Annotated in this window: 19 protein-coding genes; 15 read left to right on the top strand and 4 right to left on the bottom strand. The window is 53.4% G+C overall.

The window, feature by feature from the left end; genetic code table 11:
* The first annotated feature begins 54 nt into the window (after positions 1–54).
* The 4 genes from L1F29_RS33365 to L1F29_RS33350 all read left to right on the top strand — a co-directional run bounded on the left by L1F29_RS33365 (position 55) and on the right by L1F29_RS33350 (position 7,593).
* Positions 55–1,419 (top strand): ABC transporter substrate-binding protein, encoded by a 1,365-nt coding sequence (locus L1F29_RS33365; protein ID WP_258386254.1) that lies wholly within the window; start codon positions 55–57, stop codon positions 1,417–1,419.
* A gap of 79 nt (positions 1,420–1,498) precedes the next feature.
* Positions 1,499–3,544, top strand: a complete 2,046-nt coding sequence (locus tag L1F29_RS33360) for an endo-beta-N-acetylglucosaminidase (protein ID WP_258386253.1) — start codon at positions 1,499–1,501, stop codon at positions 3,542–3,544.
* 108 nt (positions 3,545–3,652) lie between these two features.
* On the top strand, positions 3,653–5,866 hold the full coding sequence (locus L1F29_RS33355) for a helix-turn-helix domain-containing protein (protein WP_258386252.1): 2,214 nt from the start codon (positions 3,653–3,655) through the stop codon (positions 5,864–5,866).
* Positions 5,867–5,958: 92 nt separating this feature from the next.
* Positions 5,959–7,593, top strand: a complete 1,635-nt coding sequence (locus L1F29_RS33350) for a type 2 periplasmic-binding domain-containing protein (protein ID WP_258386251.1) — start codon at positions 5,959–5,961, stop codon at positions 7,591–7,593.
* A gap of 319 nt (positions 7,594–7,912) precedes the next feature.
* Here the strand turns inward: L1F29_RS33350 and L1F29_RS33345 are convergent, their stop codons facing one another.
* Complete coding sequence (locus L1F29_RS33345; RefSeq protein WP_258386250.1) at positions 7,913–8,986, bottom strand: LLM class flavin-dependent oxidoreductase; 1,074 nt, start codon at positions 8,984–8,986, stop codon at positions 7,913–7,915.
* A gap of 178 nt (positions 8,987–9,164) precedes the next feature.
* On the opposite strand from L1F29_RS33345, the gene L1F29_RS33340 reads away from it, so the two are divergent.
* The 3 genes from L1F29_RS33340 to ade all read left to right on the top strand — a co-directional run bounded on the left by L1F29_RS33340 (position 9,165) and on the right by ade (position 14,170).
* Positions 9,165–9,836: a YdeI/OmpD-associated family protein gene (locus L1F29_RS33340; protein WP_258386249.1), complete on the top strand. Its 672-nt coding sequence runs from the start codon at positions 9,165–9,167 to the stop codon at positions 9,834–9,836.
* Positions 9,837–10,107: 271 nt separating this feature from the next.
* Positions 10,108–11,124, top strand: coding sequence for an SDR family oxidoreductase (locus L1F29_RS33335; protein WP_258386248.1), 1,017 nt, complete (start codon positions 10,108–10,110; stop codon positions 11,122–11,124).
* A 1,252-nt stretch (positions 11,125–12,376) separates the two neighbouring features.
* Complete coding sequence (gene ade, locus L1F29_RS33330) at positions 12,377–14,170, top strand: adenine deaminase (protein ID WP_258386247.1); 1,794 nt, start codon at positions 12,377–12,379, stop codon at positions 14,168–14,170.
* A gap of 83 nt (positions 14,171–14,253) precedes the next feature.
* Here ade and L1F29_RS33325 read toward each other — a convergent pair whose 3' ends face one another.
* Both L1F29_RS33325 and L1F29_RS33320 read right to left on the bottom strand, forming a co-directional pair.
* Positions 14,254–15,096, bottom strand: a complete 843-nt coding sequence (locus tag L1F29_RS33325) for an aldo/keto reductase (RefSeq protein WP_258389892.1) — start codon at positions 15,094–15,096, stop codon at positions 14,254–14,256.
* A 65-nt stretch (positions 15,097–15,161) separates the two neighbouring features.
* Entirely contained in the window at positions 15,162–16,385 is a 1,224-nt protein-coding gene (locus tag L1F29_RS33320) for an MFS transporter (RefSeq protein WP_373876460.1), read from the bottom strand.
* Between the two features lie 153 nt (positions 16,386–16,538).
* Between L1F29_RS33320 and L1F29_RS33315 the strand changes: the two genes are divergently transcribed.
* The 6 genes from L1F29_RS33315 to L1F29_RS33290 all read left to right on the top strand — a co-directional run bounded on the left by L1F29_RS33315 (position 16,539) and on the right by L1F29_RS33290 (position 22,579).
* Positions 16,539–16,901 (top strand): winged helix-turn-helix transcriptional regulator, encoded by a 363-nt coding sequence (locus tag L1F29_RS33315; RefSeq protein WP_258386245.1) that lies wholly within the window; start codon positions 16,539–16,541, stop codon positions 16,899–16,901.
* 188 nt (positions 16,902–17,089) lie between these two features.
* Positions 17,090–18,088: a substrate-binding domain-containing protein gene (locus L1F29_RS33310; RefSeq protein ID WP_258386244.1), complete on the top strand. Its 999-nt coding sequence runs from the start codon at positions 17,090–17,092 to the stop codon at positions 18,086–18,088.
* Positions 18,085–19,554: a sensor histidine kinase gene (locus L1F29_RS33305; RefSeq protein WP_258386243.1), complete on the top strand. Its 1,470-nt coding sequence runs from the start codon at positions 18,085–18,087 to the stop codon at positions 19,552–19,554. Before L1F29_RS33310 ends, L1F29_RS33305 begins: the two co-directional genes overlap by 4 nt.
* Positions 19,529–20,872, top strand: a complete 1,344-nt coding sequence (locus L1F29_RS33300; protein ID WP_258386242.1) for an AraC family transcriptional regulator — start codon at positions 19,529–19,531, stop codon at positions 20,870–20,872. Before L1F29_RS33305 ends, L1F29_RS33300 begins: the two co-directional genes overlap by 26 nt.
* A gap of 31 nt (positions 20,873–20,903) precedes the next feature.
* Complete coding sequence (locus L1F29_RS33295; RefSeq protein ID WP_258386241.1) at positions 20,904–21,131, top strand: hypothetical protein; 228 nt, start codon at positions 20,904–20,906, stop codon at positions 21,129–21,131.
* A 104-nt stretch (positions 21,132–21,235) separates the two neighbouring features.
* Positions 21,236–22,579, top strand: a complete 1,344-nt coding sequence (locus L1F29_RS33290) for a sugar porter family MFS transporter (protein ID WP_258386240.1) — start codon at positions 21,236–21,238, stop codon at positions 22,577–22,579.
* 335 nt (positions 22,580–22,914) lie between these two features.
* On the opposite strand, the gene L1F29_RS33285 is transcribed toward L1F29_RS33290, so the two are convergent.
* Complete coding sequence (locus L1F29_RS33285; RefSeq protein ID WP_258386239.1) at positions 22,915–23,907, bottom strand: DMT family transporter; 993 nt, start codon at positions 23,905–23,907, stop codon at positions 22,915–22,917.
* A 186-nt stretch (positions 23,908–24,093) separates the two neighbouring features.
* Between L1F29_RS33285 and L1F29_RS33280 the strand changes: the two genes are divergently transcribed.
* Complete coding sequence (locus L1F29_RS33280; protein ID WP_258386238.1) at positions 24,094–24,978, top strand: LysR family transcriptional regulator; 885 nt, start codon at positions 24,094–24,096, stop codon at positions 24,976–24,978.
* A gap of 34 nt (positions 24,979–25,012) precedes the next feature.
* Positions 25,013–25,246, top strand: coding sequence for a S41 family peptidase (locus L1F29_RS33275; protein ID WP_258386237.1), 234 nt, complete (start codon positions 25,013–25,015; stop codon positions 25,244–25,246).
* The last annotated feature ends 41 nt before the right edge of the window (positions 25,247–25,287 follow it).

Here is a 25,287-nt window from a genome sequence, read left to right as displayed (position 1 = left end):
TAGGAGCAAGGAACGCAAGAGACCATCAATACCATCATTCAGGAGGATGAACGAATGAAAAGGAATCAAAAAAAGGGGTTGTCGCTCCTCATTATTTCGGTTTTGATGCTTTCCTTACTCAGTGCATGCGCCGGCAAAGCGAACGAGAAGACCGGCGGGAACGAACCGGTTGGCGGGAATGAACCCGCCGAAACGACGGCTGCGAACGATAAGCAGGAACCGGCTCCGGAGAAGCCGCCGGAACCGGTCACTTTGACCTTGATGGCTCCATGGAGCAAGGAGCAGGTGGCGGAGCGGATCGGCGACGCGGTGAAAGAGAAGTATCCGCACATCACCGTGGAAACGACCAGCAAATGGACGGACAAGAAGGATCTCGAGGAGATGTTCGCCAAGAACGTCGTGCCGGATCTGCTGCTCACCACCGACGGCTTCGGCGTGCTGCAAGAGATGGATCTGCTCTATCCGCTGGATGAACCGCTGGAAGGGTTGAACTTCGACTTCTCGCGGATCAGCTCTGGCGCGCAGGAAGCGATCCGTGCTCGCGACCCCGAAGGGCAGGGCCGGTTAATCGGCGTCCCGATCGAGGACGTGTTCGTCGCGCTGCATTACAACAAGGACATCTTCGATAAGTTCGGCGTGCCGTATCCGAAGGACGGCATCACGTGGGACGAAGTTCTCGACCTGGCGAAGAAACTGACGGGCGAACGGGACGGCGTGAAATATTACGGCTTCGCAAGCACGACATCCATGTCGCAAGCCATGACGCAGCTGTCCGCATCCGGCACCGATCCGGAAACGGGCGAGCCGCAATTCTCGAAGAATCCGGCGTTCGAAAAGTTTTATTCGTTGGTGAAATCGTTCGCGGATATCCCGGGCAACTGGGAGAAAGGGATCGCCTACGACTTCTCCAAGAAAGACGTCGCGATGTCGCTCGGCTTGACCTCCAATACGATCCCGTTCTTTCCGGAGGATCTCAATTATGACGTCGTCAGCTTCCCGACCTGGTCCGATCTACCGGGCGTCGGACCGTCGAACCTGCCGCTCAGCCTCGCGGTCAACAAACAGAGCAAGCATATCGAGGAGGCCTTGAAGGTACTCGACCTGCTCATGAACGACGACCAGCTGACAAGATTGTCCCGCATCGGCGTAAGCGTCTCCTCGAGCAACCAAGACATTCTGCAGCAGTTCGCGGCCGATCGCATGAAATCGCCCAAGAACATCAAGGGAATGTACTCGCTGACTCCGGCCAAGCCGGCTCCATACTCGAAGTTCGGCCCGGACATCCTGCTCTACGGAACGAACTTCGTCGGCTCGCAAGTGACGCCTTTCCTTGAGAGCGGCGACGACGTCAAGACCTTCCTGCGGAAAATGGATGAAACGTACGCGGCGACGGTAAAGGAAATTCAGAGCAAGAAGTAACGCTGCAATCCGGGACAGCCGCAATAAGCAAGCGGCTGTCCCGGATTCGGCCATCCGAACGATCGAAAGAGGTGCGATGATGACTGATACGCAAGCAAAGCTGTCGCCTTACGGCCCCAAGCCGGCCGGGGCGCATCAGCCGTCGATGCACGGCTACGACGCGAACGCCGTCATCCATTGGAGTCCGGATACCGATCCGCATGCGAAATATTTTCGCTCGCGCGTCCCGCTCGCCAAGCGGATCCCCGCTTTCGCTCCGACGCAGGCAAAGCCCGGCTTAAGTCCCGATCCGCAGCTGATGAATTTGTCCGCTGACTACGACAAAGCGAATGAAGGGTACAAATACAGCGATACGTTCACGTGCAACCTGCTGAAATTTTGGCAGTACACCGATTACTACGGGTCGTGGCACGGCCTTCCGGTCCCCGGTTCTCCGGAGGACGACCCGGAATACGGCGTCGTCAATTTGCCGAATCCGGCGTATACCGACGCGGCCCATCGCAACGGCGTGCTTAGCTTGGGCTGCTGGTTCTGGCCCCGCAACGAGCGCTTCGCGGACTGGCTGGAGCGGCGGCCGGACGGCACGTTCCCGGCCGCCGACAAGCTGATCGAGATGGCCGGCTATTTCGGCTTTGACGGCTATTTCATCAATCAGGAAGCGCGCGTTTCTGCGGAAGATGCAGCCGAAATGTTCGCCATGTTCAAGTATATGCGCAAGCAAGCTCCCGAGGGGTTTCATCTCCAGATTTACGATGCGATGCTGCCGAACGGGGACTTGCGCTATCAGAACCAGTTTAACGAGAAGAACGCGCCGTGGCTGCTCGACAGCGGGGAACCGGTCCTTCACAGCATGTTCGTCAACTACGCCTGGAACGAGAAGCGCTTGGAAGACTCCCGCGAATACGCCGAAAGCTTGGGCTTGGATCCGTATCATGCGCTGTTTCCCGGAACCGAGAACGACAAATACGGCTACAATCCGCCGTACGATACGCGCTTGATCTTTCCGGAGAAAGGCACGCCGCGCACGAGCTGGGCGGTGTTCGGCACCGATTTCGTCTGGAACCGGTATGCGAATAAATTTGATCCGAACGATCAGGAGGAGGTCTACCGGCGGGAGCGGAGGTATTGGTCCGGCCCGCTTGAAGATCCGACGGATCCGGTAGGCCGCACGTTATACGAGCCGTACCCGGATCCCTTTCACGCGGTCAACCCGAATGAATACCGGTGCTGGGACGGCGTGGCCCATTACATAACAGAACGGTCGATCATCGGCTCTTATCCGTTCGTCACCCGGTTCAATACGGGCCACGGACGGGCGTTTTACCTGGACGGCGTCCTGGCGAGCGCGAAGGAATGGAACAATGCCAGCATCCAGGACATCCTGCCGACATGGCAATGGTGGGTCAAGAGCTTGGGCGATCAGCCTCCTCTGGAGCCCTCCTATGATTACGATGCGGCGTATAACGGCGGATCGTCGTTGAAAATAACGGGCAGCCTGGGACCGGATAATGCGACGGAGCTGAGGCTGTTCAAGACGAAGCTCGCCGCACTGGATGGGGCGGCCTTGTCCGTGACATACCGGTTTGAGGGGGAGCGGCCGCATACCGGGATGAAGGTCGGACTTATATTCGAGGACCGGCCCGAGACCTATATGTGGCTTGATGTCGGGGAACGGTCGGTCGAAGGCTGGAACGAGAAGCGGTTCAACCTCGCGCCGTATGCGGGACGTACAATCGCCGCCATCGGTCTCGGGTTCGAGTCGAAAGCGCCCATCGACGATTATACGATTCATATCGGCGAGCTGGCCATCGTTGCCGGAGAGCCGCTTCCGAAACCGGAGAAGCCAGCAGGCTTTGCGGTCGAACGGTGTTATGCGTCCGGGACCCAAGCGGAATTGTTCCTTTCGTGGGATTTCAAATCCGAAGGTATCTGGTATTACGAGCTTTGCCGGCGCAAGCAAGGCGGAGCGGTGGAAGCAATTGGCCGAATATATGACGAATGCTATTACATCAAGGCATTGGACCGACTCGGCGAAGCGCGGACGACGCTTGAGCTGTCGGCAGTCGGCTTCGATGGGACGGCAAGCGAAGCGGCTTCGACCCCATTCGATTGGCCGGAATGGTAAGGCCCGAAGACGAATGGGCGCGGGCCAGCAGCCGAAATTCCTTACTTGAGCGGTATCTTTTGCAGGTGGTATAATCAATGAATCTTTGATTCGGAAAAGGGGAGTGCGATGACAAAATCTTGGTTTTATCGGATGCTGCTATCGTATCTTCCCGTTTTTTTTATTTTGACGACGATCCTGTTCATCTTATTCTTCGGTGCGCTAAACGAGCAGAATCGGAGAGATGCGATGAAAGCGAACGCGTTTCTTGCCCGTCAGGCGCTTCAATACGTGGACGGTTCACTTCGGGATATCGACTATCGGGTAACCCGGGACATCTTGAACTCCAAGGAGCTGGATCGTTTCTTCACGCAGGCCGATAAGAATGACGTGTACGATAATATCGTAGCCGTTAAGGCGATGAAGGACCTGAAGCTCACCTTTCCGATCATTCACTCCATATATTTCGTGAGATATCGCGACGGATTCGTGCTAAGCGACAAGTCGTCGGGGCTGGTGTATTCGTATGCGGATTCCCCGTTTATACACGCCAATCGCGGAGCCGCGCTCTCCGGAAACTGGACGGGCGTCCGTACCTTCCGCGAATACGCCAGCGATCCGGGGGAGGATGTGATCACGCTGGCGAGGGGGGTTCCTTATTTCTCGGCCAGCCAGACTGGTCTATTCGTCGTCAACGTCAACTTGTCCGAACTGCGAAACAAGATCGATCAGATGTACGACACGGAAATCAGCTTCGTCCATATATTCGACCTAATGGGCAACAATCTGCTCGAGAAGCCGGACCATCGTCCAACCACCCGCGAGGTATTCGCCTCATTCAAGTCGGAGTATACGGGCTGGCAATTTGAAAGCGGTCTCATTAATGGTGGAATCATCCGATTCATGCTGGACATCTATAACGTGTGGTTCGTGTTCGCCATGGCCGTCGTTCTGGCCGGCGTCGGATGGGTCATCTACGTCACCCGGCGCAATTACAAGCCCATCCGTCAGATCGTGACGCTTATCCAATCATCGTCGGGTCAGCGGACAAGCCTGCTTAACGCAAACGATAAGAACGAATTTCTATATATTCAATCGACGCTCGAGAGGATGATGGAGCAGGCGAAGAAGGTTCAGAGACAGTCGGACGAAGATCTTCCGCTGCGCCGCAAATATTTCTTTCTCGGGCTGCTCGAAGGGACGCGACAGATCGGCCAGGCGGAGTGGTCCTCCCAAATGCAGTCATTCGGGCTGCCGGACACGCTTCGCGCCGCGGTCGTGTTCGTCGTCGAGATCGACGATTACGCAGGCTTCCGCAAAACGTACGGCGGGAATGACGAACCGCTTCTCAAATTCGTGCTGTCCACTGTGGTTCAGGAGACGGTGGATATCTTCGATACGTCTGCATGGACGGAGTGGGTGAGCGACCGCAGGATGGCTTGCGTCTTATGGTTACCGGACAACCAGTCGGAGAAGGCTAAGGGCCGTATTTTGGAGTATTACCGGGTATGGGTGGAGCGGGAGTTAAGCTTTACCGTAACGGTCGGTACCGGAACGGAGGTCGATAACCCTTCCGATCTTCGGGCGTCATTCCGGGCGGCGCTCCTGACGCTGGATTATAAGGCCGTGCTCGGCAAAAACCGCATCATCCGCCATGAACCGGCCATGAGCGCGCAGAAAGAAATGTACGGGCATATGAAAGCGATCCATGCGCTGGTGGATCGGTTTCGAATATGCGATGAAGGATGGAAAGAAGAATACAGTCTGTTCTTCACGGAAATTCGAAGGTCGGTGCTGCCAAGACAGGATGTCGTCAGCCTGATGCGCGTGCTGATCGACCATCTTGACCGGGCGATGACCTCTCTGTCGAAGGAGTATCAGGACGTATGGAAGCAGAAGGCGCCGGCGGATCTTCAATATGCGACGGATCAATGGGATACGCTCGAGGAGGCAGAACGGCTATGTCTCGATGTTCTGGACGCCATCTCCTCGGATCTCATGAAGCTGCGCGATTCCAAGCAGTACCGGACCGTCATTCGGGAGGTTCGCAAGTATATTGAAGATCATTACGCCAACCCCAATTTGTCGCTCGACCATCTGAGCGAAGTGTTCCATATGAATGGCAAATATTTAAGCAAGCTGTTCAAAGACGAGTTTGGCGAGAAGTTCGTCGACTTCCTGATGCGTATCCGGATCGAGAATGCCAAGCGGCAGCTGCTGGATACGAAGCGGACGATTCAGGAGATCAGCGAATCGGTCGGGTATCCGAGCTACATCTCGTTCAATCGGGTATTCAAGAACGTCGCCGGCATGTCGCCGGGAGAATTCCGAAAGCGCAATTGAGGCTGGAAGGGCTGATTACGACCGACGGGAATGCTCCAATGACTTCAATCGCCGGGCGGGTCGTACATTCGCTTAGAGACGGAGGGGTTGCATTGAGACGGGTTTTGTGTTTTATCCTTATGCTGACCGCAAGCGTACTCTTATTGGGCTGCGGCAACCTCGACGGGTTGAACGCAACCGGGGAGAGGAGCGAGAAGGAAGAATCAGGGGACGTTACACTGACGTTCTTCGCACCAAAGCGCCAAGCCCCATGGGAAGAGAATGATTTCACCAAACATGTGGAGGAGAAATTCGGCGTCCGTATCAAGTGGAGCGTTGCGCCCGAAGATGCGATGAAGGACAAATCGCGGATTCTGCTGGTCAGCCGCGACTATCCGGAAGTGTTCCTGGAGGGAAATTTCACCCGAACCGATTTGCTCAAATATGGGCAGCAGGGCGTGCTGCTGCCGTTAAACGAGCTGATCGAGAAGTATGCCCCCAATGTGCGGAAGGTCATGGACCAGAAACCATACATGCGTCGTTCCGTTACCGCGCCGGACGGCAATATCTATGCGCTGCCCAGAGTCAATGAATGCTATCATTGCAGCTATCCGCTGAAATACTGGATCAACCAAGAATGGCTGGACAAGCTGGGGCTATCCATGCCGACGACGACCGATGAGCTGTACAGGGTGTTGAAAGCATTTAAAGAAAAGGATCCGAACGACAACGGGGAAGCGGATGAAATCCCGCTCACCGGCGCGCCAAGCCATGCCGTCTGGAACGGAAACATCGACGCCTATTTGATGAATGCCTTCATTTACAGCGACAACGATAAATATTTGTACGTCTCGGGCGGCAAAGTCGAATTCGCCGCCGACAAGCCCGAGTGGAAGCAAGGGTTGGCCTATATGAACAAGCTGTTCCGGGAAGGGCTTATCGATCCCGCCTCCTTCACCCAAAGCGCCCGGGCGCTCAAGCAGCTGGGGATCGGCGAAGGGGACGAGGTCGTCGGGTCCGTGACGACGGCATCGCTCGCCTACTTGATCGATCCGTATTCCGATAATCCAAGGCAGAAGCATTGGGTTGCGGTGCCGCCCTTGAAAGGTCCGGGTGGCGTGCAGCTTGCCGGATATTCCCAAGACGCCCTCGAATTCGAATTCGCCATAACGAACAAAGCGACGCCCGAGCAGCAAGTGGCAGCCATCCGGATCGCGGATTATATGTACTCGGAGGAGGGAGCGCTATACAGCATGTACGGACCTAACGAGGGGATCGGTTGGGGGAAAGCGAAGGCCGGGGAGTTAAACGCGGAAGGCGAGCAGGCCAAATACACGTTCGAAGGCGTTGGAGAAAATGTAAAGGAGCATAACAAGGGCGACCGCTGGGAGCTGCTCGGGCCGATCAATATGTCCGAAGAATTTCGCGGGCTGTTCGCGACGAATCAGGACCCGTTGAGCGGCAAAGGCTATGAGCTGCGCCTCTCGCGAGCGACCAAGCTTTACGAGCCTTATGCGCCGAAGGAAGTCTATCCGGCCGGCGCATTCATACGTCCGGAGGACGCTGATATGGCTGCCGCGCTGACGGCGGCCATCAAGGAATATGTGCAGTTAAACATGGCGCAGTTCATTACCGGCAGCAAGGATCTCGATAAAGAATGGGAATCGTACGTCAATGGATTCGAAGGGTTGAATCTGTCCACATATATGGAGATTTATAGGCGGGTAATGGAGGTAAAAACGGAATAAACACGCGGCCTCCTTCGGACTGGCCGTAGCACGGCAGAACCCGTCCGGTGCTAGTACCCGTGGATGCACGAGGATCCAATCGACATCCTCGGGTCTAATCGCAAGAGGAAGCATGAGACATCGGCGATATTACTGCAAATCTAGAAGAGAATGTGGACACTGGCAGTCAAGACAAAAGACGTGCGTAGTGTGCAGGTACAATAAAGACGGCTCCTTCATTCACATCATGAAGAAGGAGCCGTCATTTTGTTGCGGTAATTCGATTTGTGAAAAGTGGAGCGTTCATCCGTGTCCTCAAACCAACGGTGAGGAAGCGCAGCTATTCTGCCGCTTCTTGCCTTGCGAGCTCCTTCCGTACGATCGGCGCAACTCTGGTGCCGAGCAGCTCGATGGCGCGCATGACGTCGCGATGCGGCATCGTGCCGACGTTCACGTGCAGGAAGAAACGGGTAACGCCCAGATTTTTGCGCAGCAGAATGATCTTCTCGGCAACGTATTCGGGATCGCCCACATAGAGGGCGCCGCGCAGAGTTCGGGCGGCATCGAATGCGGCTCGGTTATATGGCTGCCCCCAGCCCCGTTCGCGCCCGAGGACGTTCATCTGGGCCTGCGTCGAAGGGAAGAATAAATCGGCGGCCTGCTCGGTTGTATCCGCGACGAAACCGTGCGAATGCGTCGCAATCTGCAGCTTCTCCGGGTCATGGCCGGCGCGTGCGGCAGCTTCTTTATAGAGGGCGACGAGCGGAGCGAAGCTCTCGGGCATCCCGCCGATGATTGCGAATGCGACCGGAAGCCCCAGCAGTCCCGCGCGTATGGCGGACTGGGGATTGCCGCCGCTGGCGATCCAAATCGGCAGCGGATTCTGAACGGAGCGGGGGTAGACGCCGAGGTTATCGATGGCAGGACGATGGCCGCCGCGCCAGGTCACTTTCTCCGAAGCCCGGATCGCCAGGAGCAGCTCCAGCTTCTCCTCGAACAGCTCGTCATAATCATCCAGGCTGTAACCGAACAGCGGGAAGGATTCGATGAACGAGCCCCGGCCTGCCATGACTTCGGCCCGGCCGTTCGAGATGCCGTCCAGAGTGGAGAAGGCTTGATAGACACGAACCGGATCATCCGAGGACAGCACGGTAACGGCGCTTGTGAGCCGGATCCGCTTGGTCATCGCCGCCGCGGCGGCCAGTACGACAGCCGGCGCTGTGCCTGCATAATCGGGCCGGTGATGCTCCCCGATTCCATAGACATCCAGCCCGACTTGATCGGCCAGCACGATCTCCTCCACCGCATTGCGCAGACGCTCGGCATGGCTGATGACCGCTCCTGTTACCGGATCCGGGGTGGCCTCCAAGAATGTACTGATCCCTATTTCCATATGGCTTGCCTGGTCGGACATGGACATTCGCCTCCTTCATTTCCTACAGTTTACTAAAATATTTATGGTTTCTCAACTTTAGTAAGCCGTCGGGGGCGGGGGTATTATCGGCATGTCTGGGCAGGGACAATTATTTTGGGCTATAATGAACAGGAATTCATCATGAGCGCATCGGAATCCAAACAGGAGTTGAAGCAAGATGTCGAAATCCATTGTGGACAAGCTGAATTTGCATAAGTACAATCAAGTGGCCATAATGAATGAACCGGAAGGAACAGGCTATTTTACCGGGCTGACGGGCTATGATACGACGCTTAAGGATCAGTCGTATGATCTCATATTTGCTTTTGTGCTGGATATGGCGTCCTTGAGGGAGCTTGTTGACCGGATTATTGAACGTCAGCATCTAAGCAAGAATGGCTACCTTTTCACGGCATACCCTAAGAAGGGAAACAAAGTCTACCCCACCTTCATTCATCGGGATGACCTGTTCGCAGGGCTGGGCAGCAACGAAGAAGGATACATTGGAACAAGCACGGTCAAATTTGCGCGGATGGTCGGATTGGATGATGTCTTCACGGTCGTCGGGTTCAAAGAGGACGCGGGGGCGAAGAATCAGACTTCTTCTAAACCGAGTCAACGCGTAGACGATTATGTCGCGTTAATACCCAATGTGGAGCAGGATCTGGAGGATACGCCGGAGCTGCTCGCCCTTTACCAGTCGCTTACGCCAGGGTACCGCAAGGATTGGGCACGTTACGTATATAGCGCCAAACAAGAGGATACCCGGGCCAAGCGGCGGGAGGAGATGAAGATGATTCTTCAGGCCGGCTATAAGAGCCGGGATCTCTATCGGAAGGATCACTCCTAGCTTGTTTAAAGTTGAAGCTTCGTCCCTTAGGGGCGGAGTTTTTTTGTGTGTATACGCTGTACGCCGCTGCTATACTGTCCAATGTCCATTGGGGCGGAAACTTACTTCGCAGCGGGGGACGGCGATAGCCGTTACTTCTTGGCTCGATGGTTCGAGCTCTCCACAGAATGGTAATTCAGTGGAGGTATTGGGATAAGAATGGCGAATAAACACAAAGTATGGCTTTGCAATCATGAATGGATTGTCGGCACGATATTAGCGGAGGTGGACTATGAAGGCGCTGTTTATTGGAGGAACGGGAACGATTAGTTCTGCAATCACGAAGCAATTGGTCGAACAAGGATGCGAGCTCTACCTGTTGAATCGGGGAAATCGAAACGCGGCTCTGCCAACGGGCGTGAACCTGATTCAAGCGGATATTAATGATGAAGCCCATGTAGCCGAGCTGATCGAGAACCTGGCGTTCGATGTCGTAGCGGATTTCATCGCATTCGAACCGGCACAGCTCGAGAGAGATTATCGCTTGTTTAAGGATAAGACGAAACAATTTATGTTTATTAGCTCTGCTTCGGCGTACCAGACGCCGCTGTCCGATTATCGGATTACGGAAGGAACGCCTTTATCGAATCCGTATTGGCAGTATTCCCGAAACAAGATCGCATGTGAAGATTATCTCATGAAGCAGTACCGTGAGCACGGTTTTCCGATTACGATCGTGAGGCCGAGCCATACGTATGACGAACGTTCCATTCCGCTTGGCGTACACGGAGGCAGGGGGAGCTGGCAGGTGGCCAGGCGTATGCTGGCGAACAAGCCGGTGATCATTCACGGCGACGGCACATCCCTGTGGACGATGACGCACAATAGCGATTTTGCCAAAGGATTTATCGGTCTGATGGGCAATATTCATGCGATCGGCGAGTCCGTACATATCACGTCCGATGAGTCGGTGACGTGGAATCAAATTTACGAGATCATTGCCGATGCGCTTGGCGTTAAGCTCAATGCCGTGCATGTTTCATCCGAATTTCTGGCGGCATGCAGCAAAGTGGATTACAGGGGCGGATTGCTGGGGGATAAGGCGAACTCCGTCGTCTTCGATAATGCCAAGCTGAAGAGACTCGTGCCCGAGTTTGTAGCAACTACCCGTCTGGACCAAGGGATCAAGCAGACGGTTGCCTACATTCTGGCCCATCCCGAGCATCAGACAGAGGATAAAGAGTTCGACGCGTGGTGCGATAAGGTGATCCAGGCATTGGATGCTGCGGCCAGGTCGATAACGGAATAGATCGTCCTATCTGTTGAGGCGCGCTGATTTCGCTGACTGAGACTCTCGTCATTACACTAGCCAACAAAAAAAGAAATAGACCGCCTTGGACAAGGAACCGGTCTATTTCTCGATCGACTGACTGCCCGATAGCCTGCCGCTCTTCAAGCGGCATATACCCGAACCGTAGATGTTAGCCGCATCTGCGGTTCTTCATGGTTGTTGGGCCAAACACAGACTCCTGCACAGGCAGAAGTCCATACGATCGCTGCAGAAGCCCGAATGTCTAGCTGCTATCTTTTTAATCGTACGCTTGATGCGGATACGGGACTCCCTTTCTGTTTTTTTAGACATAGAATCGCTGCAGATGTTGATATTGTTGTACAATGTGCAACCTGACTTCATCCTTTAGCCCCCATTGGGCGAATTATTTTGTACAGGCCTGTTGATTAACCAGATAATGGAATTACGGAAGGCTAGGTTGTTCGCTAAATAGTCTTCTACCCTTTTGTGCCTAGTCAATAGGTCTGTATTTGATATAATTCCTCCGATTACTAACGTCTCTGGTGTCCGCTGCCTCTCCATTTCGGCTCGGTATTCAATAGTAGCGCATCCGATGTCCGTTAGAAGTCCATCCCACCTTCATTCCACGGTATACGGACATGGAATCCGTTATCTGTGACAAACACCTGATAGGGACGAACCATCCGGACATCAGATCCGCTATTCGCACCAAATGGCCGCATTCGCTCCGATAATCGCATGAATAACGTCTTTGGTGTCCGCAACCTCTTCAATTCGGCTTGGCATTCAACAATAACGTCTCTGGTGTCCGTTACAAGTCCAGCCCACCTACATTATACGGTACACGGACATGAAATCCGTTATCTGTGACAAACACCTGATAGGGACGAACCATCCGGACATCAGATCCGCTCACTTCATCATTTGTCGGTTGTTTGAAGGGGGACAATCGCTACCCAAATAGGCGGATTTTTCTATTTTATGGATAATCAAACAGTAAAGTGGTTATGAAATCATGGATTAACCGCTATTTAAGGGGAGTTTTTGTAGAATGTGCAACAATATCCGCATCACCAGTGTTTTTGCCTGTCCAGTGTTGTATAAAATACGGGATTACAAAGCCATATTCAAAACCATCACCGCATTCGCTTGGCTGACAGAAGGATTCGTTTACTTGACCGTTCAAGTGTGCTACTATCGTGAAAATTAGGGTTGAAGCCATGAGAATTCATAAAGGAGCATCAGACATATGACACAGCTTACAAGACACAAGTTAATTGATGCGAGCAGCGTACTGTCCAAAGTCGCGCTGGGGGAGACCCATGCAGACATCGTTATCCGGAATGGAACCTTGGTCAACGTCCATACGGGCGAATTGCTTGAGAAGACGGATGTGGCCATTGCGGCCGGCCGGATTGCCTATGTCGGGCAAGCGAACCATACCATTGGGGACCGGACGGTCGTAATCGATGCGGCGGGAAGGTACGTTTCACCCGGGCTGCTGGACGGCCATATGCATGTGGAGAGCACGATGCTGTCCGTTACCGAATTCTCGAAAGCGGCGTTAGCCAAAGGAACGACCGGAATATTCATGGATCCGCATGAAATCGCGAACGTGTTCGGCGCTGAAGGCGTCAGGCTCATGCATGATGAGGGGCAGCAGCTGCCGCTCAAAGTATTCACGACCTATCCTTCCTGCGTGCCGGCGACCGACGATCTGGAGGATGCGGGCGCAAGCTTAACCGTAGACGATATTAAAGAAGGAATGGAATGGGACAATGTCGTAGGACTGGGCGAGGTCATGAATTTCCCTGGCGTCGTGTACGGCGATCCGAAGATGCGCGGGGAGATCGCAGAGACGATCAAGCATGGCAAGACGGTCACGGGGCATTTTCCAAGCGAAGACGATCGCATGCTGCAGGCTTATATGGCGTCTGGCGTGACGTCCGATCATGAGACGATTACCCGGGAGCAAGGCCTTCACAAGGTTCGCATGGGGATGCACCTGATGATTCGGGAAGGCTCGGCTTGGCATGATGTGAAAGAGGTTATTAAGATCGTTACGGAGGATAAGGTCAACACGGCTAATATCTCCCTCGTAACCGATGATGTGAATCCGCAGACACTGGTCGAGAAAGGGCATATTAACCATGTCGTCCGCCGCGCGATCGAAGAAGGGGTCGACCCTGTCACCGCGATACAGATGGCAACGATCAACGTCGCACGCTACTTCAAGCTGGAGCATGATCTGGGCAGCATTACACCCGGCAAATATGCGGACATTCTCCTGATCGACGATCTGACGAAGGTCGAGCCTTCCACGGTCATTACCGACGGCCGGGTTATCTTCGACAAAGGTGCGTACTGCGTTGATTTTCCGGCCTTCGTCTATCCTGAGCATATTCGCAGCTCCATGAATGTGAAGCGTGCGCTTACGGCGGAGGACTTCAAGCTGCCAAGCCGCGGCCAGCGGGAGAAGACGCAGGTGAACGTCATTCGCGCGATCGAGAACAGCGCCCGTACGGAGAAGATAACGGCCGAGCTCGATGTGAAAGATGGAATCATCCTGCCGGATCCGGGCCAAGACATTGTCCGTCTGGCCTGTATCGAACGGCATCATGGGACAGGCCAAATTTCACTGGCGTTTGCGCATGGGTTTCAACTGAAGACCGGTGCGGTGGCCTCAACGGTGGCGCATGACAGTCATAATCTCCTTGTGATGGGAATCGACGAGCAGGATATGGCCTTGGCAGCCAATGAGCTGATCCGGATCGGGGGAGGCACGATCGTCGTCGAGAACGGCAAAGTGCTGGCCCAAGTACCGCTGACCATTGCCGGCCTTATGTCGGACAAGTCCTTGCTTGAGGTCGTCGAGGAGGTGAAGCAGCTCGATCAAGCATGGAAGCGGATCGGCTGCATGCTGAATGCCCCGTTCATGACCTTCTCCTTGATCGCGCTGCCGGTTATCCCGGAGATTCGCATCTCCAACCGGGGTCTGGTAGATGTTACGGCTTTCAAGCTGATCGATGTGGAGTTACTCTAAATAAGCTGGCCATGAAAGACAAGAAGGCGCCATCCCTTTCGCAGATGAAAGGAATGGCGCCATTATTTTTAGCAGGCAGGCGATTAGAAATTAAAATTGTCAGGATCCGGACCGACACGGAGATTCTGGTTCAGGCCATCGATCCGCGCGACATCTTCTTGAGAAAGCTCAAAGTCGAACAGGGACGCATTCTCGATAATGCGCTGTTCGTTCACAGACTTAGGAATGGTTATAACGCCATGCTGCAGGTCCCAGCGCAGAATAACCTGGGCGGTGGTTTTGCCGTATTTATCGGCGATTTCCTGCAGGATAGGATCGTTAAGCAGCTGGCCTTGCGCTAACGGAGACCAGGCTTCCATCTGAATATTCTGTTCCTTGCAATAGTTCAGCAATTCCTGCTGCGCTAATTGCGGATGGAATTCCACTTGGTTCACCATCGGTTTAATCGTAGCGTTCTTCAATAACGTCTCGAAATGATGGACGTGGAAGTTGCTGACCCCAATAGCCTTGACTCGCTTCTCGTTATACAGCGTCTCAAGCGCCCTCCAGGTTTCCTCATACTTCCCTTTGACAGGCCAGTGAACGAGATATAAATCCAGATAGTCCAGCCCCAGCTTATTCAAGCTTGTCTCGTAAGCAGCAAGCGTGGATTCGTAGCCTTGATCGCTGTTCCACACCTTGGAGGTAATGAATAGGTCCTCTCGGGCAATACCCGTCTCGGCTATGACTTCCCGGATCGCTTGTCCGACGCTCTTCTCATTGCCGTACACAGCCGCGGTATCGATACTGCGGTAGCCTTGCTTGACGGCGGCCTTCACGGCATCGACCAGCCCTGCGCCTTCTTCTACTTTCCACACGCCGAGTCCGAGCCAAGGCATCCGAACCCCGTTATGCAGCGTCGTCGTATCTTGGATATGCTTCGCGATCATCGTAGAAACCTCCTGAATATTGATTTTTGTTTGTAACCTCTATTACTACTTCTTCTTCTTCTTCAATAAACCTCTAAACAAGAAGCAGACACGCACCTGCTTTTCGCTTCGTCTTTTCGTTTCAACGAACGTGCCCAACCGGTTAAAATGACGGCACCAGCAACCATCAGTGACCCCACCCATGGAGTATGAATTAGACCAATCGAGTCTGTCACAATCCCACCCAAGTATGCCCCGATCGCAATCCCGGCATTAAACGCCGCAATATTGACGGCAGAAGCTACATCTAATGATTTGGGCGCATAACGCTCGGCCAGCATAACCACATACACTTGCAATCCCGGTACATTCATGAATGCAAACAAGCCCATAAAGAAAATAGTAATCAATCCGGCGATTTTGTACGGGATGGTGAACGTCAGAATAAGGAGCACGACGGCTTGTACGATAAACATATAGAACAAGGCAGACAGAGGCTTGCGGTTGGCAGCTTTTCCTCCAATTACATTGCCGATGGCTATGGCCACTCCGTAGACAAGCAGAATGATTGCCGCTGCAGGTTCTCTAAATCCGGTTATATCGCGCAGCAGAGGGGATAAATAAGTGAAGACGACAAAGGTGCCTCCGTACCCGATGGCGGTAATGGCGAAGGCAAGCAGCAACCGCCCATTCGTAACCAGCTTCATCTGATGACGAAGGGGCGTCTTGGTTCCTCTGCGCAAATCGGAAGGGATCAAGATCAAATTGGCAATGAAGGCTGCCAGGCCGATCGCAACGATTCCGATAAAGGCAGCTCTCCACCCCCACTGCTGTCCGATCCATGTACCCAAGGGTACTCCTGTAACGGTGGCCACCGTCAGCCCCGAGAACATGATTGCAATTGCGCTGGCTCTGCGGTTCTCGGGTACGAGGTCGGCCGCGATCGTAGAGCCAATCGACATGAATACGCCGTGCGATAGCGCGGAGATGACGCGGGCTGCCAGCAGAACGCCAATCCCGTTCGCAGCTGCGGCCAGACTGTTGCCCGCTATAAAAACAATCATAACCCAAAACAATAGTGTCTTGCGAGGCAACGTAATCGTTAAAGACGTTAATACGGGAGCTCCCAGGGTTACTCCCAAAGCATATAACGAAACGGTTAATGCGGACGTAGTTACCGCTATATTCAGGTCCTCAGAAATAAGGGGGAGAAGCCCTACGCTAATGAATTCGGTAGTCCCAATCGCAAAAGCACTTATCGCTAGCGCAAGGAGCGCTAACGTACTTCTCTTATGACCGAATGACATGTACTCGACTCCTTTCATATGACATCGTTGGCGGCAAGTGTTATTATGAGTGGTTAATATCGTCGTGACCAGTACGTACTTAAAAGTGATATAGGTACTAAAAAGGAACAATTGGCGGCAGCATTCTATTATTTTGATTAGGGGGACTAGGCCGTGGTCAAGAAGAAATATAATATTTCCGTGGAAGCAACCCTGGAGGTGATTGGAGGTAAATGGAAATGCGTCATCCTCTGTCATCTAACCTATGGCAAAAAAAGAACAAGCGATTTGAAACGTCTTATGCCTGCCATCACGCAAAAAATGCTGATCCAGCAATTAAGGGAATTGGAGCAAGACGGCATCGTAAATCGGATCAGCTATAATCAGGTCCCGCCGAAAGTGGAATATGAGCTAAGCGAATACGGATGGAGCTTGAAATCTATACTGGATTCCCTATGCGCATGGGGCGAAACTCACATTATTAAGCACTACGGCGATAAATTTGCCGTCTTAGAAGATAATGTCCTCAATCATTAGAAGAACGATATCCGGGTAAGCCCGCGAAAGAAAACAGCCTGTCAGTCCGATACCGCATGGGATCGGAAGGACAGGCTGTTTTCTTTTATTTTCCCGATTCCGCCTGCTTCGGCAGCGTCAAGCCTTATAATCTGCGCTTATTTCCGCATACTAAACCTGACATTTTCTTAGAAACGACGGGGTGTTCCATGTCAAAACGAAACTGGGCGCCGGGGCTGATCGCCCTGCTTCTTGTTTGCTGCTATGTGCTTGTGCTCGTTAAGTTCTTCTCTTCCACGCTTGCAATCGATCGTCTGGTTCGGCAGATTGAGCCGGGCAAGGCTGAAGCAGCCACTTTGAAGCATGTGGTGCTTATTGCGCAGGAGCTCGATAATCCATTCTGGCGAATGGTGGAGCAGGGGGCAAGCGAAGCGGCAGGCCAGCTGGGGATGAGGATCGATTACATGGGGCCGATCCGGATCAACCCCTCCGAGCAAATGACATTACTTGCGAAATCCATCGCCGCCAGACCCGATGCGATCGTGCTGCAGGGGATATCCGATCCCGATTATGATCGGCTGATTAACCAAGCGGCGGAGCAAGGAATTCCCGTTATCGCCGTGGATGCCGATGAGCCGGGAAGCCGGCGGCTGGCTTACGTAGGAACGGATAACCGGGAAGCGGGCAGGCGGATGGGGGAGCTTGTCGTGAAGGGTGCAGGCGGAAACGGCCGAATCGGTGTCATTATCGGCAGTGAGCGCGCAGATAATCAGCGGCATCGGCTGGAGGGCTTCCGATCGGTTATCGCCATGACGCCCGGATACGAAATCATGGATGTTCGTTCCTCCAATATTTCGCGCATTCAGGCTGCTCAACAGGCGGAGGCGATGCTGCATGAGCACAAGCGGATTGGAACCATCGTCGGCTTCAGCGCTCTGGATGCACCGGGCATTCTGGAAGGGATAAGAGCCTCCGGTCATACAGATGTGCGCGTATTCGGCTTCGATGAAGTAGAGGAGACTCGTCGGGGTCTGACTGAAGGGGAGATCCAGGCAGCTATTGTGCAGCAGCCCTGCGAAATGGGCGCGAAGTCCGTTCATTTATTAGCCCAATATTTCAAGGGGAGAACAACATTGCCGGAGCGGCACTATATCCCGATTCACATTGTCGATGGCGAGCGGATGAAGCGGGCTGCGGGCAGCCCATGAATATGCGCAGGATGCTGCTAATCGTCATACCGGCGCTATTCATTCTGAATAATGCGGTCTTCTTCTTCATCTTCCAAAGCGGAAGAACGGTGCAGCAAAGCTATAATGTGATGATGGACCGGGTATTGCTGTACAAGCAGGCAGACGAACAAACGAAGGGGAGCCTTCGCGCAATTAATGCTTACCTGCAGAATCGAAGTGAAAACAATCTTGCAATCTACAAGAAGACGCGGGATGAATTGAACCGTCTGCTTATTAGCTTGTCGGCGCAGAACACGATTCCGGCTACCGGCCTCATCAACCGCAGTTACCGCAATATGCTGCAAACCTTTATCGAGCAGGAGGCCGATATCATCGGGGCGTTGAACAGTTCATCCCCTTTGGCCTACGCGGATTATTACGAAGCGGCGGAGCGGACGGCAGCCTTCCTTCAGGAGGAGGGCTACCGTCTCATCGACCTGGAGCTGAGCTATTACCAGCCGCTGTATAAGCAAATCCTAACTCAGACGGATGTCATGAATCGATGGGGCATGGCTATTCTTATTCTAAATACGGCGATCAGCGTCATGCTGGCCTATCGGATATCGCTTCGCATTACAAGGCCCATTAAGCAGTTAGTCGAGACCGCGCAAGATATTGCAAGAGGCAACTTCCAAGCTGCCCCTCCCCCGATAGGCGCCAATAATGAGTTCGCGATCTTGTCCGAAGCCTTCGTCCATATGCAGGACAATTTGAAGAAGCTGATCGAGAAGGAGAAAGAAAGCTTGGAGAAGGACCGGCTGGTCAAGGAGCTGGAGCTGGCCGTGCTGCAGAATCAAATCCATCCTCATTTCCTCTACAATTCCTTGAATGTACTGTCCAAGCTGGCCCTGCTGGAGGGGGCGGAGCAGACGAGCGATCTGACCGTATCGTTGTCCAATCTGCTTCGTTACAACCTGCGGAAGCTGGACCGTCCGGTAACGCTCCGTGATGAGGTGGACCATGCGAAGGAATATTTCATTATCCAACAAGCCCGTTTCCGCGAACGCATCCGGTTCGTCACGGATATTGAGGAGGGTGGACTGGACGTTCTCGTACCGGTGTTGACGCTGCAGCCTCTATTGGAAAATATCTTCGTCCACGGCATCGAGGGCATGGAGGAAGGGGCTGTTGTTAAGCTGACGATTGCCTGCAAGATGGATGAGGTATGGGTCGCCATATCGGATAACGGTATCGGCATGAGCGAAGAGGTCCGCGAATCGCTGCTTCACTATGATTCGGAAACCCTGCCGGATCCGGGAGGGCGAGAGAAGGGGCATTCAACGGGGCTAGGAACACGCAACGTATTCAAGCGGTTGGAATTGTTTTACGGGAAGAAGGATATGATAAGCATTCAAAGTGAGCCGGGACAAGGGACGACGGTTACGATACGGATTCCAGCCGCAGGGAAGGAGGACAGGCATGTACCGCCTGCTGATCGCAGATGATGAAGCGCTGGAGAGGGAAGGCATCGAGTGGATCGTGAAGCGGATGATGCCGGATACCTTCGAGATTATTCACGCTGAGAATGGCCGTACCGCCATTCGAAAGGCGGAGGAATTCCATCCTCACATCATTATGATGGATATTCGAATGCCGGGTATTCAAGGCCTGGAAGCGTTAAAAGAAATCAAGGCACAACATCCGAATGTCAAGATGGTCCTGGTTACCGCTTATGAATATTTCGAGTATGCCAAGGAGGCGCTTTCTCTTGGGGTACACGAATATTTGGTGAAGCCGGCCAAGCGGGATCAGATCGCCCTGCTCCTGCAGCGGTTGGTGGTTGAGATTGAGCAAGAACAACGAAGGCGCAATGATGAGCTGGCGGTAAGGGACAAGCTCTTCCAATTGCTCCCGCTGGCGGAAACGGAATTAGCCTTGATATTCATGACCGATCAGGTGAATGAAGTCGAATTGGAGCATCTTGCCGATATGCTGGAGATCTCCATCGGTCACGGCTGTGCGCTCGTGCTTGCGCTGCCTGAATTAGGTGCGGAGAAGAAGAAGATCTATGAGACGGTGAAAAATGCGGCAAAAGGGATCGTCAAGGAACGGCTCGGGTGCGCGGTCAGCTCTATGGTTCATCGCCATATGGCCGTATTCCTTCTCGATAAGCTGCAGACCGGGGACAAGGTTCTAAGGGAAGAGGCGTTTCATTTGGGCAGCGAGCTGGTCGATGTCCTGGAGCGGCACGGCATCGCCATCACAGTAGGCATCGGATCCGTCGGAGCGGGAATAGAAGGAATCCGGAGATCTTATTACGAAGGCGTATTTGCTTCGACGTATGATAACCAAGGGAGGAGCCTGCACCGCTTCGAGGATTTGAACCTCTCTTCTGCAGAGGGGAACGGAGAGCATGCGAACCCGTCCGTAACAGACTCTGGCACGGAGAGCGCCTATGTGGAACAGGCCATCAATCAGATCCGCGAGGAACGCGAGCAGCGGACCGGGAATGTGCTGGACAAAGCCGTATCGTTCATCCGGGAGAGATACTTGGAGGAGCTTTCGCTCGAAGATGTGGCCGATCATGTCCACTTGAATTCGTATTATTTCAGCAAAGTATTCAAGCAGCAAACCGGAGAAACGTTTATCGACTATGTGACAAGACTGCGCATTGGAAAGGCCAAAGAACTCATGAAGGACGGCCAGCTCAGCTTGAAGGAGGTTTGTTACCAGGTGGGCTACAAGGATCCTAATTATTTCAGCCGCGTGTTTAAGAAGGTTACCGGGGTAACGCCATCCGAGCATCGCATTCAGCTTCAATAGTTTGCGGTTCATGGAGCTCGTTGTATATAACGTGGATGTGGATGTGGATGTGGGCGTGGAAGAAGATGCGGTTATAAATATAGAAATAGGAATGGAAGTGAACGTGGACGTGGACGAATTTGTCGTGTGGAGACGAATTTATGCTAGTGCAACGACTGCTCTCGGAATAGGGCGGGGTGGACGCAATAATGTGCTGTTGATGAACAAATTAGTGAAGGGAATAGACCGCAAGCCGGAACAACGCGCATGTTACAATTAATTTCGTAATAACCGTTGTTCAAAAAAAGGCTTGTTTGCAGACTGAACACGCCAGAAGGGATCCTACAAGTGAACGTTAATATAAAGCAAGACGAGCCAGTTAGCATGAAGTTTGTGACGCTAGTATCGATGGTAGCTGCTCTCGGCGGACTGTTATTCGGGTTTGATACGGCCGTTGTGTCGGGTGCGATCGGGTTTATGAAAGAGCGCTTCGACTTGAATGAGCTGCAGGTAGGCTGGGCGGTCTCAAGCTTGATTATCGGCTGTATCGCCGGGGCTGCCAGCGCTGGCGTGCTCAGCGAGAGGCTCGGAAGGAAGAAGACGCTCATTGCGGCTGCGGTTCTGTTTATTATCGGGTCGCTTGGCTCAGCCATTCCGTCTACGTTCAATGGCTATATTATCGCACGAATCATTGGAGGAATAGGGATCGGCCTTACGTCTACGCTGTGCCCGCTCTATAATGCCGAGATTGCGCCGGCCAAATACCGCGGACGTCTCGTAGCGCTCAACCAGCTGGCCACCGTTACAGGCATTTTTCTCGTTTATTTTATTAACATGTGGATAGCTGGGATGGGCGACGATGCTTGGGATGTGTCTACGGCATGGCGGTGGATGTTCGGATTCGGCGTTCTTCCCGGGGTGGTGTTCCTCGTACTGCTGTTCTTCGTGCCCGAAAGCCCAAGATGGCTGATCAAGCAGGGAAGGGCGGAGGAATCTCTGCCGATCTTGCTTCGTATTCATGGCGAGACATTGGCCAAACAAGAAGTGCTGGACATCAAGGAGTCTTTCAAGCAAGAGAACGGCTCGATCCGCCAATTATTCAGTCCTGCCTTGAGACTGGCTCTTATTGTCGGCGTTGGACTGGCTATACTGCAGCAGGTTACCGGCATTAATGCCATTATGTACTATGCGCCGGAAATCTTTAAGCAGACCGGAGCAGGAACGAATGCCGCGCTGATTCAGACCATTCTGGTCGGTTTCATAAACTTTGTCTTTACGATTCTTGCGATTTGGCTCATCGATAAAGTCGGACGCAAGGCATTATTGCTCGTCGGTTCTTCGGTCATGACGATCTGTCTGGCAGTAATCGGACTGGCCTTCCAAACGGGGCATGCTTCAGGGCCGCTGGTACTCGTCTTTATCTTATTGTACGTAGCTGCCTTCGCGGTATCGCTTGGACCGGTCGTCTGGGTCGTGATGTCCGAGATCTTCCCCAACCGCATTCGGGGCAAAGCGACCGCGATCGCTTCCATGGCGCTGTGGGCTGCCGATTATGTCGTGTCGCAGGCATTCCCGCCGATGCTTGCCTCTTCTGGCCCGGCGATCACCTTCTGGACCTTCGGCATCATGGCGCTCGTTACGTTCGTCTTCACCTGGCGCGTGATTCCCGAGACGAAGGGCAAATCGCTGGAGGAGATCGAGTCGCTGTGGGCGCCGGATAAGGCCTAATTGATATGCCGGATGTCCCGCTAGCACGTAATTGGATGAAGGTTGGGCCTCTGGCTCAACCTTTTTCCGTTCTAGCTGGAGGGGGAGCATGCGGGATCGTGAGCTGTAACGCCGAAAAAGGGCGTTACAGCCGCCGGCGGACGAGCCCCGCATGGCTGTAACGCCGTTTTCGGGACTTACAGGAGAGGCCAACATCAGAGAGGCGTTGGATTTAGCAGCAGCCTAATAGAAAGCTGCCTTCGAATTGGGGCGGGACGAGCAGGTTCGCGCCGGCTTCGAAAAAAGGGATGCCCCCTCTGCCATTGTCGATGACAGTTGGGGGCATCCCTTTTTCATTATTGTGCAGTCTTCACGATATCACCAGCAGCATCGCGAGCGGGCGTAAAGGACCTGCGATTCTGGCGGCCGCGAACGGATTTTCGCTGGAGCGCATTGTGACGTATGAGGGCAAAGATAATGAGCAGCGTCCCGATGATTTCGTAGCTGCTGATCCGGTAGCCTTGGAACGCCATAATAATGAATGTGGTAATGGGAACGAAATTGATAAACAAGATCCCGTTAAGCGGGGTCAACAATTTGATTCCTGCATTCCAGCTTAGCAAGGCGGCGAGTCCCGGCACTAAGACCATGAAGGACATTTCATACTTAATTGAGAAAATCGTGTCCCAGGTGGGAACGGGAAGCAGCTGGAAAGCCGAAGCAAGGGTTACGATAACACCGGATACGGCGCTTCCCAGCAAGCAGGTCAACGTTGAATAGCGCAGTATCGACCAGTCGCCAAACCGGCTTCCTCCCATGGAGTACACGACCCACCCGACAACGCCCACAAATATAAGCAGCAGCGGCATAAGATTCTGTCCTGCCATCATGAAGAATGCCAGCTCCCCCTTGGTGATCACCAGCAAGGCACCGGCAAGCGCAATAGCTACGCTTGTGAGCATGGACGCTTTGGGCGCTTTTCGCGTAGTAATCCAGACGACCAGGATCGAAATCATGGGCATGAGCACTTCCATGATGGAGGCGGCGACTGTGCCGGGCTCGCCCATGAGCTGCTGTCCGAGGAAGACGAACATATTATAAACCGTGAAAGCCATCGTTCCATAGATAAGCAGAGCTTTGCCCCGTCCCTCGAAGCGGAACGAAGCTCTCCCTTCCTTAAACCACAACATTGCGCTGAGGATGACTGCTACGATTACGTATCGGATAAACGAGAAGTAGAAAGGATCGATTTGCTGTAAAGCGAGGTGTGCGACGGGGAACATAGCCCCCCACGACATGCTTGCGATAAGGCACAGCAAGGAACCGAGGATGATTTGCTTCTTGAACATGTAATGGTCTCTCCCTAACAAAAGATCTGCCAGCTTCTAGTACATAACTCATCATAGGGGGAGGAATGCCATTAGTAAAATGATTGAAAATAAAGTTTATCATCATTTATAATGATAATAAACATTGCGCAGCATTTGCGTAGATCCATGAAGATCGGAGAAGAGCAATGGAGAGGATGGTGCGCGTTGGATCTCAATGATTTGAACATCTTTCAGACCGTGGCGAAGCATGAAAGTGTCAGTAAAGCGGCATTGGAGCTCAATTATGTCCAATCCAATGTGACGGCCAGAATTAAGCTGCTGGAGAAAGAGCTCCAGACGCCCTTGTTTTACCGGCACAAACGGGGGATGATCTTGAACACGGAAGGCAAGCGGCTGCTGGAGCATTCGCGTGAGATCCTATCCAAGATGGAAGAGCTGAAGCGTGCCTTCCAAGACAAAACGAATCCTTCCGGCGTCCTCGAAATCGGGATCGTGGAGACCGTGATTGCCCTGCCGGAGATATTATCCTCGTACAACAGCAAGTATCCGGACGTTGAACTGTCGTTGAAGGCCGGCGTCACCGATCAGCTGCTGCAAGAGGTTGTGGACATGAAGCTGGACGGTGCGTTCGTTACGGGACCGATCAGGCATCCGTTAATCGATCAGGTTGAGGTTATTCAAGAGAAGCTGGTGCTTGTTACCAAGGGAAGCGGCTTCTCCGTGGAGGATATTACCACGAAGCCTCTGCTGCTTTACAATAAGGGCTGCGGCTATCGCGGAAGACTGGAGAGCTGGATGAAGGTGGAGGGAATTATCCCGAAGCAGGTCATGGAGTTTGGAACGTTCGGGACCATTATCGGCAGTGTAGCGGCCGGTATTGGCATCACGATACTCCCCGAATCCTCCGTTGCCGATCTGGCTGCCAATGGCACCGTGTTCTGTCACCGCATACCGGAGCCTTACCGGGAAGTGACAACGATTTTTATCCGGCGCAAAGACGCTTATCTAACGAACACCCTGCAATGCTTTATAGACGAAATTGAGGCCCGAACGGGCCAGGCGCTTGCGCGGCAGCCGGAACTGACATAGCGACCGGACATAAGGCATGGGATGTTACCCTGGCATGTGCGCGACCGGCCGAGAGCACACATGGGGTTCGACAGGTCAGCCCGTCATGCGAAAATTCGGCGATGATATCGGAATCGGAATCGGCTCGATCCGCTCGTATTTTCCGAGCGGTGAACCGTTCGAAGGCATCGGGATTGCCCCGGATGTCAAGGCCGCAGGCACGCGGGAGGATCATTACAGCAAGCGGGATGCCGCCTTAGAGAAGGCCATAGAGCTAGCGTCAAGCTGATAGCCGACCACTCCAAGCTTAGGAGTGGTTTTCTTATTAGA

The sequence above is a fragment of the Paenibacillus spongiae genome (assembly GCF_024734895.1).
GTDB lineage: Bacteria > Bacillota > Bacilli > Paenibacillales > Paenibacillaceae > Paenibacillus_Z > Paenibacillus_Z spongiae.
The sequence above is the reverse complement of the archived record's forward strand: the minus strand, read 5'-3'. Positions and strand labels throughout refer to the sequence as shown.